The 12209-nt window shown below is 70.1% G+C and carries 11 protein-coding genes; 5 read left to right on the top strand and 6 right to left on the bottom strand.

The window, feature by feature from the left end; translation table 11 throughout:
- Positions 1–190 precede the first annotated feature (190 nt).
- From ACFY2X_RS18050 to ACFY2X_RS18040, 3 genes are all read right to left on the bottom strand, one after another.
- Entirely contained in the window at positions 191–928 is a 738-nt protein-coding gene (locus tag ACFY2X_RS18050; RefSeq protein WP_389939453.1) for a cytochrome d ubiquinol oxidase subunit II, read from the bottom strand.
- Positions 929–957: 29 nt separating this feature from the next.
- The gene (locus tag ACFY2X_RS18045) at positions 958–2211 is read right to left on the bottom strand and encodes a cytochrome ubiquinol oxidase subunit I (protein WP_389939451.1); all 1254 of its coding nucleotides are present in this window, start codon (positions 2209–2211) and stop codon (positions 958–960) included.
- Between the two features lie 120 nt (positions 2212–2331).
- The gene (locus tag ACFY2X_RS18040; RefSeq protein ID WP_389939449.1) at positions 2332–2958 is read right to left on the bottom strand and encodes a TetR/AcrR family transcriptional regulator C-terminal domain-containing protein; all 627 of its coding nucleotides are present in this window, start codon (positions 2956–2958) and stop codon (positions 2332–2334) included.
- A gap of 79 nt (positions 2959–3037) precedes the next feature.
- On the opposite strand from ACFY2X_RS18040, the gene ACFY2X_RS18035 reads away from it, so the two are divergent.
- The gene (locus tag ACFY2X_RS18035; protein ID WP_389939448.1) at positions 3038–3457 is read left to right on the top strand and encodes an ester cyclase; all 420 of its coding nucleotides are present in this window, start codon (positions 3038–3040) and stop codon (positions 3455–3457) included.
- A 57-nt stretch (positions 3458–3514) separates the two neighbouring features.
- Here the strand turns inward: ACFY2X_RS18035 and ACFY2X_RS18030 are convergent, their stop codons facing one another.
- The 3 genes from ACFY2X_RS18030 to ACFY2X_RS18020 form a co-directional block, all read right to left on the bottom strand.
- Entirely contained in the window at positions 3515–4180 is a 666-nt protein-coding gene (locus ACFY2X_RS18030) for a response regulator (RefSeq protein WP_389939446.1), read from the bottom strand.
- On the bottom strand, positions 4177–5388 hold the full coding sequence (locus ACFY2X_RS18025; RefSeq protein WP_389939444.1) for a sensor histidine kinase: 1212 nt from the start codon (positions 5386–5388) through the stop codon (positions 4177–4179). The genes ACFY2X_RS18030 and ACFY2X_RS18025 overlap by 4 nt, the downstream gene beginning before the upstream one ends.
- A 65-nt stretch (positions 5389–5453) precedes the next feature.
- The gene (locus ACFY2X_RS18020) at positions 5454–7319 is read right to left on the bottom strand and encodes a potassium transporter TrkA (protein ID WP_389939442.1); all 1866 of its coding nucleotides are present in this window, start codon (positions 7317–7319) and stop codon (positions 5454–5456) included.
- A 507-nt stretch (positions 7320–7826) separates the two neighbouring features.
- Between ACFY2X_RS18020 and ACFY2X_RS18015 the strand changes: the two genes are divergently transcribed.
- Genes ACFY2X_RS18015 through ACFY2X_RS18000 form a run of 4 tightly spaced genes read left to right on the top strand, consistent with a single transcriptional unit; the run spans position 7827 to position 12174 of the window.
- A complete protein-coding gene (locus tag ACFY2X_RS18015; RefSeq protein WP_389939441.1) occupies positions 7827–9536 on the top strand; it encodes an ABC transporter ATP-binding protein in 1710 nt (569 codons plus the stop codon).
- Positions 9533–10099: an ECF transporter S component gene (locus tag ACFY2X_RS18010; RefSeq protein ID WP_389939439.1), complete on the top strand. Its 567-nt coding sequence runs from the start codon at positions 9533–9535 to the stop codon at positions 10097–10099. The genes ACFY2X_RS18015 and ACFY2X_RS18010 overlap by 4 nt, the downstream gene beginning before the upstream one ends.
- 6 nt (positions 10100–10105) lie before the next feature.
- Positions 10106–10924 (top strand): energy-coupling factor transporter transmembrane component T family protein, encoded by an 819-nt coding sequence (locus tag ACFY2X_RS18005; protein WP_389939437.1) that lies wholly within the window; start codon positions 10106–10108, stop codon positions 10922–10924.
- Positions 10921–12174, top strand: coding sequence for an amidohydrolase family protein (locus ACFY2X_RS18000; RefSeq protein ID WP_389939435.1), 1254 nt, complete (start codon positions 10921–10923; stop codon positions 12172–12174). Before ACFY2X_RS18005 ends, ACFY2X_RS18000 begins: the two co-directional genes overlap by 4 nt.
- Positions 12175–12209 lie beyond the last annotated feature (35 nt).

The following is a 12209-nucleotide window of genomic DNA, read 5'->3' as shown; positions in this document are numbered from 1 at the left end:
GGCCGGTGCGGTCAGGTGCCATACGGGTGCGAGTATGAGGCTGCCCTCCGGCTCACATATGCTGCGCATGGCCATTTTTGTGGTTTCAGCAGGGCTTAAAGGGAGGAAATGACCGTGTACAAGGAGTTCGCAGTCGAGGCTGTGGTGTGGCTGATCCCCGTCATCGTGCTGCTCGGCCTGGCCTTCATGATCACTGCGACCTGACCTGGGCACGGCCGAAGGTCCACCAGAGCCACACCTGCGATGCCACCAGCAGGGGAGTGATCACCAGCAGTGAGGGAGTGAGCAGGGCGAGGGTCGCCGGGTCGGCCAGGTTCTCCGCCAGTGGCAGGCGGAATCCGGCCAGCAGGCAGACCAGTGCCATCCCGCCCGAAGTCAGGGCGTAGATCGTACGCTCGCCCGAAGAACCGGAGAAGCGCCGGGCCCGCTCCTGCAAACCGTCGCGCAGCCTGAGGCCGGCCAGTGCCAGCCCGTGGACGCAGAACAGCGCGGCGACGGCGGGCACGACGATCAGCGAGCTGAGGCCGGCGGCGAGGCCGGTGAAGACAGAACCCCAGCTCAGTGTGACCGTCCAGCTTCCCGCGACCACGGCGCCGTCACATCCCGCCCGCCAGGCGCCGCGGTCGACCCGGCCGCGCAGCCAGATCCCGGCGTCCCGGACCACCCAGCCGAGCAGCAGGGTCACGAACGGCACGTACATCCCGCTGAGCAGTTCCCCTTCCAGGGTGGGAAAGGCGCCGGTGAGGATCCCGGCCGCGGCGACCAGCCACACCTCGTTGCCGAGGAAGAACGGGGTGATCGAGGCGAGGACCAGGCCGCGCTCGGCGGAGGTGCGGCCGAGGTACGGCAGGAGCATGCCGACCCCGAGGTCCGCACCCGCGAGAACGAAGTAGCCGACGGCGAAGAACGCCAGAAGCGCGATTTCCATGGCGGAGATTCCTTGGGAGGGTCTGGGGTTTAGAAGGTCAGGGCGGGGAGCGGCTCGGCGGGGAGGGAAGCACGGCCGACGACGACCGCCTGAGGACCTCGGCGGGCGTTGCGGGCGAGCATCCAGGTGTTGATCGCGATCAGCAGGCCGAACACCGAGGCGAAGGCGATCAGCGAGAACCGGATCGCGCCCGGCGAGAGGTCGCTCAACGCGTCTTCGGTCCGCAGCAGGCCGTACACCACCCAGGGCTGGCGGCCCACCTCGCGGAACACCCAGCCGGCGAGCATGGAGACGAACGGCAGCGGGATCGCCACGGTCAGCAGCACGTGCCAGATCCGCAGCCGGCGGACCGCCCAGGGGATCAGCGCCAGCAGGGTGCTCAGCCCCGAGATGAACAGCATCAGCGCGAAGACGATCATCATCGTGGTGGCGCTGCCCTCCACCAGCCCGGCGGGCGGGGTGTAGTCACCCGCGCCGTGCGCGGCGGCCATCTCGGCCTGAAGCCGCGCGACGGTCTCCGCCTTGCCGCTGTAGACGGCTATCTTCATCGGCTGGGCCGTGCCGAACTGGATCCCGCCGAACGCCGCGGTGGCCATGAGCGCGGGCAGGGTGGTGAACACGCCGATCCGCAGGGACCGGCGGAAGAACTCCTGCTCCTCGGTCTTCCTGCGCAGGTGGTAGGCACTCACTCCGGCCATGAAGAACCCGGCGACCACCAGCGCGCCGCAGAGGATGTGGCCGAACGCGGCCAGCGCCGCCGGGTTGGTGAGCACCGCCGTCGCGTCGGTGAGCCGGAGCACGCCGTTCACGACCTCGGCGCCGACCGGGTTCTGCAGGAAACCGTTGGAGACCAGGATCCAGTAGGCGGAGGCGTAGGCGGTGAGCGTCACCACCCAGATCACGCCCAGGTGCGCCCACCGGTTCAGCCGGTTCCAGCCGAAGATCCACAGTCCGAGGAACGTCGACTCGACGAAGAAGGCGGTGAGCGTCTCCATCGCCAGGGAGGCGCCGAACACGTTGCCCGCGAAGTGCGTCAGCCCGCTCCAGGTCAGCCCGAACTGGAACTCCATCACCAGGCCGGTGACGATGCCCATCGCGTAGTTGATGACGTAGAGCTGACCCCAGAACCGCGTCATCCGCCGATGCACGGCGGAACGGGTCAACGTCGCCCGGGTCTGCATGATCGCCACCAGGGTGGCCAGGCCGAGGGTGAGGGCGACGAACAGGAAATGGGATCCCGCGGTGAGGGCGAACTGCAGGCGGGCGAGGTCGAGCGTTTCCATGCCCGCAGATTTCCGGTACGGCCACCGCCCGCGCGTCCTTCCCCGGTGTGCAACGGCCGTACTCCAGAAGTTGCGGCCCGTCCGCGGGCCGTACGACTTCCGGGGTGCCACCGGTGCCGGTCATCCGGCCGGGATCTCGCGACGGGCGACCAGGGCGAACCCCTCGACGAGGGTGTCGAGGGCGAGGTCGAAGCGGGCCTGGTGGTCCTCGGGTGTGCCGAGGCCGGCCTGGATCGCCTCCGCGATGTTGGGGAACTCCTCCGGTGCCACCTCGGGAACCCGGGGCGGGGTTCCGCCGGGCGGGTCGACCTCGGCCAGGCAGTGGCCGGTGGTGAACATCGCCACCGTGTTCATGACGTGGAACGCCTCCCGCAGGCCGAATCCCGCCTCTCGCAGGACGGTCACCCCCGCTTCCAGCATGCGCATGGCGTCGGGCGTCGTCACCGGCCGGGTGGCGACCAGGTGCAGTACCCCGGGGTGCCTCAGCAACTCCCGCCTGAGGGAGACGGCGAAGTCGCGTAGCAGGTGCTGCCAGCCGGCCCTGGGGTCGATCGCGAACGCGCGCGTCATGACCCGCTCGACCAGTCCGTCGAGGACGGCGTCCTTGTTGGGCACGTAGTAGTAGAGCGTCATCGCCTCCACGCCCAGCGCCGCGCCCAGCTTCCGCATCGACAGGCCGCCGACACCCACCTGGTCCACCAGTTCCAGCGCCGCGTCCAGCACCCGTTCCCGGGACATCTTCGTCATGCGACCCTCTTGACTCTCTTACACCGTAAGAAGCATCATAGCCGCAACGCGAAATCTTACGATGTAAGAGAGATTGATCATGGATAACAAGCAGGCCGTGCGTGAGTTCCTCGACGCGATCAGCGAGCGCAGGCAGGATGACCTCGCCACCTACATGGCGGCTGACGTCGTCGACCACAACAAGATCATTCATGGTGAGCCCGACGAGCCGGGCGCCGCGTTCGAGGGCATCCGGCAGCAGCTGGCGGCGTTCGACCCGCTCCGGATGCACGTCGAGGAGCTGATCGCCGAGGGTGATCGCGTGGTGGCCCGGATCACGATGTCGGGGGCGCACGTCGGGACGCACCCCCGGATGCCTCAGCCGACGAACAGGAGCTTCAGGAACGAGGCGATCTTCGTCTTCACGATGGCGGGCGGAAAGATCACCGAGATTCGCGGGGTCAGCGACCGCCTGGGGATGTTCCTGCAGCTCGGCTGGGCGTGGCCCGAGATCGACTGACCGGGCGTGAACCCTTGGGGCGGCATGCCGGCGGGGCTGTCGCCGAGGGTCCTGGCCTCAGCCCATCCACCCCGGCGTGACCACGCCCTCCTCGTAGGCGAGGACCACCAGTTGCGCCCGGTCCCTGACCCGCAGCTTGGTCATGATCCGGCTCACGTGGGTCTTGGCGGTGGCCGGGCTCAGTACGAGCCTCGCGGCGATCTCGTCGTTGGACAGCCCCGCGGCGACCAGCCCCAGTACCTCGCGCTCGCGCTCGGTGAGTCCGTTGAGCTCCGGCCCCGGCGTGGGCCGCTTCACCCGGCCGGCGAACTCCGAGATCAGCCGCCGGGTGATCGAGGGGGCGATGAGCGCGTCGCCCCTGGCCACCACCCTGACCCCGTGGATGAGCTCGATCGGCTCGGTGTCCTTGACCAGGAACCCGCTGGCTCCGGCACGCAACGCGCCGTACACGTAGTCGTCGAGGTCGAACGTGGTCAGGATGATCACCTTGGTGGCGGCCAGCCGGTCGTCGGCGACGATCCGCCGGGCGGCCTCCAGTCCGTCCAGCTCCGGCATCCGGATGTCCATCAGCACCACATCGGGGTTCAGCTCCCTGGTGAGCTCCACGGCCCGCAGCCCGTCGGCGGCCTCCCCGACCACCTCGATGTCGTCCTCGCCGTCCAGGATCGACCGGAATCCGGCGCGGACCAGCGTCTGGTCGTCGGCGAGCAGCACGCGAATCATGAGGTTCCTCTCAGGGGGAGCCGTGCGGAGACCCGGAAACCGCCGCCGGGACGGGGCCCGGCCTCCAGCGAACCGCCCAGGACGGTGGCCCGCTCCCGCATGCCGGTGATCCCGAAACCGGTTCCGTGGCCGGTACGGGACTCCGGGGTGCCGGTGGGCGAACCGGTTCCGGGTTCCCCGCCCGGGACGTCACGCCCGTGGTCGTCGATGCCCGGGACGTCACGCCCGTGGTCGTCGATCTGGAGGGTTATGCCGGTGTCACCGTACCGGATGACGATCTCGGCGGCGCCGGCGCCCGAGTGGCGGGTGACATTGGTCAGGGACTCCTGGATGATGCGCACGGCCGCGTGGTCCACCTCGGCGGGCAGGGGCAGGACCTCGCCGATGATCTCCGTCCGCACGGTGAGCCCGGTCCGATCGATCACCTCCTGGATGCGGTCCAGGCTCGGCCCCGGATTGGTGGGGGAGGCCTCGTCCACCTGGCGCAGCACGCCCAGCGTGGCCCGCAGCTCCCGCAGGGCCTCCTTGCTGGTCGCCTTGATGGTCCTCAGCGCCGCCTCGGCCTGCTCGGGCCGATCTTTGATCCGGTGCAGCGCGGCCCCGGCCTGCACGTTGATCATCGAGATGTTGTGGCCGAGTGTGTCGTGGAGCTCCCGCGCGATCCGCAGCCGCTCCTCGACCGCCCTGCGCCGGGCCTCCTCCTCGCGGGTGCGCTCGGCCTCCTCCACACGCCGCCCGGCCTCCTGTAGGTAGGCGCGCCGGTTGCGGGACACCGCGCCCATCGCCAGGGTCGCGAACACCCAGCCGCCCAGCAGCAGGAACTGGCTGGCGTCGAGGTGCCGGGTCGGGCCGCGCACCTCGCCGAAGACGATCGCCAGCAGGCCGATGACCGTGATGGTCGCCGCCGCCACGAGATGTCCCAGGTCGGCCGCGGTGAACAGGGCGAGGAGCACCGCGAGGAAGATCAGCCCGTCCAGGTGCGCCAGGGGGTAGTAGAGGCCGGCCGTCACCGCGGTCACGAGCAGCGCCGCCACCGGGAAGCGGAGGCGGAACGCCAGCGCGGCGCAGGCCAGCAGCGGCATCGCGTAGTCCCAGACGTTGAGCGTCGCGTGCGGCTGGAACGCGGCCACGGCGACGGTCCCGGCGAGCACCCCCACGATCACCAGAGCGGTGACGACAGTCGCGGCCGGGAAGCGGGGAAAGCGCACCTTTCGTACTTTATCGATCACTTTTGGCCCCGGGTACGGCCTGCCGTCGCTCGCCTCCGTGTCCCTCAGCGTTCGGCGAGGACGATCACTGAGTCGCCGGGCCCCAGGCGGAGCGGTTGTGATTTATCGGGATTGAGGACGACGCCGAAGTGGGGGGCCTCGTTCACCCGGTCCGCCAGCCGGTAGCCGATCGCGGTCTCGCCACGGCGACGGGCCGACTCGATCACCGAGGCGAAGCTGATCGGGGCCCCGGCACGGACATACTGACCGGCCGGCCGGGGGTAGATCTCCGAGCCGCGCGAATCGAAAAGGTAGCCGAACACCTCTGCCAGGTGCTGGTTCTCGGCCAGCTGGGCCAGGAGCAGTCCGATGACCGTGTCACTGATCACGATGTCGTCGGCCTCGGTGACCTCGGCCAGGCTCCGGTTGTTCTCGTCGTGCATCTCGCTGACGATCGAGTAGCGCTCGCCGAGCGAGGTCTGCATGTCGCGGAGCTGCAGGAGGGTCATCAGGGTCCGGGTGTCGGCGTGGTCGGGGGCGTAACGGTCGTCGGAGAGGACGATCACATGCTGGTAGGTGCCCAGGCCCAGGGACTCCAGCGCGTAGCGGTCCGCGATGTCGCACTCCTTGACGTTCACTGTGAGGTTGCGCAGCCCCTCGAAACCGATCGCGGCCTCGGGGTGGTCGGAGGCGATGTCCAGGACGGAGCCGGAGGTGACGTAGCCGTCGAGGTAGCGGACGATCTGGCGTCCCCGGCCGTTCCAGTTGAGGACCAGGGTCCGCTCCGGGCCCGGCCTGGTGTGCTCGACCAGGACGATCGACTCCTCCTGGGCCTTGGGCATGCCCTCGGCCAGATGGATCAGCGAGTCGTCATGGGCGATCACGATGATCTCGTCCTCGGCGGTGATCACGGTGTCCATGGGCGGGTTCAGCATGACGCCGCTGGCCCTGCGCAGTCCGATGACCGTGGCGGTCTGGTAGGCGGGAAGCGCCTGGCCGTACGTCATGCCGACCAGATCCGCGTCCGAGCGCAGATAGATCTCGCCGTCATCGAAGTTGAGCAGGTCCATGCAGACCACGGACATGCCCGACTGCCTGGACGACTGCACGATGAGCCGGGAGGCGGTGTCGTCGGAGTCGACCAGATGGACGTCCGGGCCGCCGGCCAGCCGGGCGGCGGCCATGTTCGCGGTGCTCGCGATCGCGGCCACCACGGGCGGGCGGTCGCCGGAGCGCTTGGCCAGGGCGAGCAGCGTCTTGATGACGTGCGCGTCGGGGTCGTCGCCCTGCGGGGACAGAACGACCACGGAGCGGGCCGTGTCCAGGTTCATCAGGTCGAGGTCCGTCGGCTCGGTGGGCCGCCCGGTCCGGCAGACCAGCTTGGTCCTGCCGGTGTCGCCCGCGTGCTGGCGGATGTCGTCCTCCATGTCGATCTTGTCCCTGTCGGCCAGGATCGAGATGACCGACCCCCGGTCGCTCGCGTGCGCCTGGACCAGCTCCGCGACGATCGTGAAGACTTGGTCCGACCAGCCCAGGATCACGATGTGCCCGCTCTCGATGATCCGGGACCGGCCCTTGCGCAGCTGCTCGAACTTGATCTTGAGTCCGTTGGAGAGCACGCCGACCAGTGCGCTCACGATGAAGATCCCGCCCATGGACGCGGCGAACATGAGCGCGATGAACGGCGCGCTCCCGGTGTCGCTGGCGACCTTGCCCGGGCTCAGCGTGCGCATCAGCGACATCCACAGCATGCCCGGCAGGCCGTTGTTCTTCGCCGCCTCGACCGGCGTCAGCCACAGACTCAACGCCGTGACCAGCAGGATCAGCCCCATGGAGATCAGGGCGAGCCAGCCGATCAGGGCCACCGTGCCGCGCGACATGGTGTTGTCGAACCAGTATCGCGTCCGCTCCCGGAACGTCGCCCTGGACACCGGAATACCTCCTGTGGGTAAACGCACGACAAACAGTCGCACCAAAAAGTACATGTCGCTCAGGTGTTCGCAAATTCGCAAAGCATGGCTGTTTTCCGCAAGCTCTGGAGCTGGGAAATCGTGCTGCCACGCCGCCACGCCGCCGTACCGCCGTGCCGCCGCACGGGCCACGCCTCCGGGCATGCCGGGCGCGGCCGGAGCCGGCGATCGGCCCGGTGTCCTCTACCCGGGAACGCCCCTGTGGAGCGCGTCGTAGATGGCGGCCTGAGCGTCGTGATCGAGCATGCTCCACACTCTAGAAGGACATTCGGGGACGATCGAACATGGAGATTTCGCACCTTTTATCGGTGGAAGAGCATTGTCACTGGGCCCGGATCTCCCCTTTAATCGGATCTCGCGAAGATCGGACGAGGACATGAGCGACGGGCATCGCCGGACACAGACCGCGATCCGGGCCGTTCTCCGGATCCCCTCCGCGTCCCGGTGCTGGTTCCTGGGGAGAGGTTTGTGATCGTCGAGCTGCGAGGGGCCTCGGTCCGCTACCGGTCCACCGGCCGGCAGGTTCTCGGCGAGGTGGACCTCGCCGTGGGCCCCGGGGATCTGGCCCTCGTCAGCGGGCCCTCCGGCGGCGGCAAGAGCACGCTGCTCCGGCTTCTCAACGGGCTCATCCCGCACGCCTACCGGGCCGAGGTCACCGGCGAGGCGCTGGTCGGCGGACGGCCCGTGGCCGGGCAGACCGTCAGGGAGCTGTCCACCACCGTCGGCACCCTCCTCCAGGACCCCCGCAAGCAGATCGTCGGCACCACCGTGGACACCGAGCTGGCCTTCGGCCCGGAGAACCTGGGCCTGCCGCGTGCCGAGATCCGCCGCCGGATCGCCGAGGTGGTCGAGCGGGTGGGCATCGGGCACCTGCTCGGCCGGGCCACCGCCGAGTTGAGCGGTGGCGAGCTGCAGATGGTCGCGTTCGCCGGGGTGCTGGTGATGCGGCCCCGCGTCCTCCTGGTGGACGAGCCGCTGGCGAACCTCGACCTGGAGGCGAGCCTGCGGCTGATGGGCGAGCTGCGCCGGTTCGTTGACGAGGGCGGCGCCGCCGTGGTCGTCGAGCACCGGGTCGAGGAGATCCTGGACTTCGCGCCCACCCAGGTCCTCTACCTGGAGGACGGCCGGAGCCGGTACGCGGGGGATGTGAACGGCTTCCTGGCGGTCGCGCCCGTGGCCCACGTGAAGCTGCCGTTCGAGACGCTGGTCGCCAGGGCCGCCGAGCTTCCCGGCGTGCCCGCCGTGCCGCACCGAGAGGGCCACGGCGACAGGCGGGACGACGGGCGGGACGACGGGGGGAACACCGTGGTGCCGGACGGCCGGAGCGGCGGTTCGGGCAGTCCGGCCGGGGGAGACGTCGCGAGGCTGGACTACCGGCGGGTCACCCTGGGGTACGGCGAGCGGACCGTGACGGACGGCGTGGACCTGGCGCTCGGGGCGCGCGAACGGGTCGCGGTGCTCGGCCGGAACGGGGCCGGGAAGTCCACCCTGCTGCGCGCCGCCGTACGGCTCCTGGAACCGCTGCGCGGCGCCGTGCACGTGGACGGCGCGCCGGTCACCGGGCGGTCGACCAGGGATCTGGCCACGACCTTCGGATACGTCTTCCAGAATCCCGGCCAGGCGCTGTTCTGCGCGACGGTCGGCGAGGAGCTGGCCTTCGGCCCCCGCAACCTGGGCTGGTCCGCCGGGCAGATCGAGCGGGCCTCGCTGGAGGCGCTGCGCGCCATGCTCCTCGACGAGGAGCCCGGCATCATGGACCGCTCGCCGCGCACGCTCTCCTTCGGCCAGCAGCGCCGCCTCACCGTCGCCCTGGCCCTGACCATGCGGCCCCGCACGCTCATCCTCGACGAGCCCACCGCCGGCCAGGACCTGCGCACCACCACGCGGTTCATGGCCCAGGTCCTGGAGGCCAGCGAGAGCGTCTACTTCATCACCCACGACGTCGATCTGGCGCTGACCTCGGCCGACCGGATCGTCGTGGTCGACGAAGGCCGGGTCGTCGCCGACGCCTCACCTGCCGAACTCACCCGGGACGCGGACGTCTGGACGCGCGCCGGGCTCCGCCAGACCAGCCTGGTCCGGGCCGCCCGCGACCACCTTCACGGCGCGGGAGGGATTCCCCACCCGTTCGACCTCGCGCGCCTCACCCCCCACCAGGAAGGAAGCCCCCCTTCATGAGTACCGAGGCATTATCGCCACGCCACTCCCCGTGGACGATCAGCTCCAGGACGGTCGTGTTCGGCGCCGTCGGCGCGGCGCTCTACGCCGTGCTCGGCCTGTTCAGCTTCCTCATCCCCGGCACCCAGAGCGTCACCGTCCGGCCCGCGTTCGCGCTGGTGCCGTTCTTCGGCAAGCGCTTCGGCGTGATCGCGGGATTCTTCGTCGGCTTCGTCGGCAACGTCATCATCGACCTCCTCCAGGGGGCCGGCCTGCTCTGGTGGAACTGGAGCGTCGCCAACGGCCTGGTCGGCGCCCTCTCCGCGCTGATCTTCGCCGCGATCCCGCCGATCTCCAGCGAGGCCGTCCGGCACGTGGTCACGGCTCTCGCGGCGCTCGCCGCCACGGCGATCGGCCTGCTCTTCACGGTCACCGACGTCTGGCTCGTGGAGGGGGTCGACTTCAGCACCTTCTTCTTCGCGAACTACCTGCCGGCGCTGCTGGCCAACGGCCTCGCGGTCGTCATCCTGGTCCCGGCGCTGGACGCCGCCTGGGAGCCGCTCGCCAAGCGGGCGGGTCTGTAGTAGCCGATGGACGTCACGCCACGCTACCTGGGTGCGGGTTCCTTCCTCGCACGCCGCGACCCGCGCGTGCTCCTGCTGGTGCCCGTGCTCTACCTCGTGGCGGTGGCGAACATCGCCGACCTTCGCGGCATGCTCCTGTGCGCCGCGATCGCCCTGGTGTACTACCGCGCCGCGGGCATCCCGTGGCGCGGTGTCAGGGCCAACTGGATCTTCATGCTGATCTTCACCCTGCTGCTGCTGGTGGTGAACAGCGTCTTCACCGTGGCGGACACCCGCTCGGGGGCAGGGGAGACGCTGTTCACCGTCCCGGTCGCCGGGACCGAGGTCACCTGGGTCACCCTGTCGTACGCGGCGACCCTGCTGGTCCGCTACGTCTCCCTGGCGATGGTCGGCTTCCCGGTGGCGTTCAACATCGCCCCGGCCGACTTCGGCACCGCCTTCGCGCGGCTCGGCCTGTCGCAGCGCCTGGCCTACGGGGTGGACCTGACGTTCCGGTTCCTGCCGTCCACGGCGGCCGCGATCCGGGAGACCGTCGACGCTCAGCGGGTCCGCGGCTACGAGCACAGCCGTAGCCGCAATCCGATCAGGAAACTCGCCTCGATGCGGCCCGTCGTCGTCCCGGTGACGGTGAACGCGCTGATCGACGCCGAGGACACCGCCAACGCCATGGACCTGCGCGGGTTCGGCGCCAAACACCGCACCTGGATGCGCGAGCTCGGCTTCGGCCGCACGGACTACCTGGTCCTGGCCGGGTTCGCGGCGCTCGCCGCGGTGATGACCGCCGCCAAGCTCCTCGGGCCGTTCGGTGAGGTGTGGACGCCGTGATCCACTCGGCACCGCTGATCCTGCCGGTCAGCGCCCCTGTTCTCCGTGAGGGCGCCATGGTCGTACGGCACGGCCGGATCGCCGCGCTCGGTCAGCGCCGGGAGATCGTCGACGCGTGGCCCGGCGAGGAGGAGACCCGCTGGGACGGGACGATCGTCGCCGGGCTGGTCAACGCCCACACCCACCTGCAGTACACGCACATGGCCGAGGTGGGGCGCCGCCGCTACGCCTCCTTCGAGGAGTGGTCCACGGCCTTCGACGACGTCTACTCCGGCTCCTCGATCGACTGGGCGGCCAGCGCCCGGGACGGTGCCCGGCAGGTGCTGCGATCGGGAACCACCTCGGCCGCCGACGTCGTCACCGACCTCGTGGCGGCCACCGCGCTGCGGGACACGGGGCTCGGCGGCCTGCCGTACCTGGAGACTCTCGGCGACACCGACGCCGGCTGGGCCGCGTCGGGACGGGAGCGCTTCGTCGCCCTGCTGGAGCAGGCGGGCCTGCCGATGGGGATCTCCCCGCACGCGCCGTACACGCTGGACACCGGGACCCTCAGGGACCTGGCCCGGCTGGCCCGCTCCAGGGGGCTGCGTCTGCACATCCATCTCGCCGAGGGCGAGCACGAGCGGGAGTACACGGTCTCGGGCACCGGGCCGCTGGCCCGGATGGTCAGGGAGCTGGAGTTCGACTTCGCGATCCTGCGCGAGGGCGGCACCGGCCTCACGCCCGCCGCGTTCCTCGACGAACTCGGCGTGCTCGGGCCCGAATGCCACATCGCGCACGGTGTGCACCTCGACGCCGACGACCGCGCCCTGCTCCGCGCGCGCGGCACGGCCGTCGCGCTCTGCCCCCGATCCAACCGGACGGTCGGCATGGACGGTCCGGACGTGGCCGCGCTGCTCGCCGAGGGCAATCCCGTCGCGGTCGGCACGGACTCGCTGTCCTCCGCGCCGTCGCTGGACCTGCTGGAGGATGTGGCGGTGCTGCGCGACCTCGCGGTACGGCAGGGCTACCGGGCCGCCGACCTGGACCGGCGGCTGGTCGAGGCCGCGACGCTGGGCGGGGCCCGCGCCCTCGGGATTCCCGGGGGCCTCGGCCCCGGCGGGCCGGCCGATTTCGCCGTCTTCGACATCGCCGGGGGGCGGGAGCCGTACCGCGCGCTGATCGAGGAGGGGGCGGGCCGGTGCGTCGCGACGATCACCAGTGGGAAGATGGCTTGGGATTCCCGGACATCGACCACTGTCGGGTGTTAATCTGCTACCTTTCGTTATTTTTATCGATATTGCAG

Origin of the sequence: Streptosporangium sp. NPDC000396 (assembly GCF_042898655.1) — a bacterium.
In the GTDB taxonomy this organism is placed as follows: domain Bacteria; phylum Actinomycetota; class Actinomycetes; order Streptosporangiales; family Streptosporangiaceae; genus Streptosporangium.
The sequence above is the reverse complement of the archived record's forward strand: the minus strand, read 5'-3'. Positions and strand labels throughout refer to the sequence as shown.

Coding starts and splice junctions, on each gene's coding strand:
- ACFY2X_RS18005 (WP_389939437.1), top strand. CDS start 10,106: ATGGACGTCACGCCACGCTACCTGGGTGCGGGTTCCTTCCTCGCACGC.
- ACFY2X_RS18040 (WP_389939449.1), bottom strand. CDS start 2,958: ATGACGAAGATGTCCCGGGAACGGGTGCTGGACGCGGCGCTGGAACTG.
- ACFY2X_RS18050 (WP_389939453.1), bottom strand. CDS start 928: ATGGAAATCGCGCTTCTGGCGTTCTTCGCCGTCGGCTACTTCGTTCTC.
- ACFY2X_RS18010 (WP_389939439.1), top strand. CDS start 9,533: ATGAGTACCGAGGCATTATCGCCACGCCACTCCCCGTGGACGATCAGC.
- ACFY2X_RS18045 (WP_389939451.1), bottom strand. CDS start 2,211: ATGGAAACGCTCGACCTCGCCCGCCTGCAGTTCGCCCTCACCGCGGGA.
- ACFY2X_RS18035 (WP_389939448.1), top strand. CDS start 3,038: ATGGATAACAAGCAGGCCGTGCGTGAGTTCCTCGACGCGATCAGCGAG.
- ACFY2X_RS18030 (WP_389939446.1), bottom strand. CDS start 4,180: ATGATTCGCGTGCTGCTCGCCGACGACCAGACGCTGGTCCGCGCCGGA.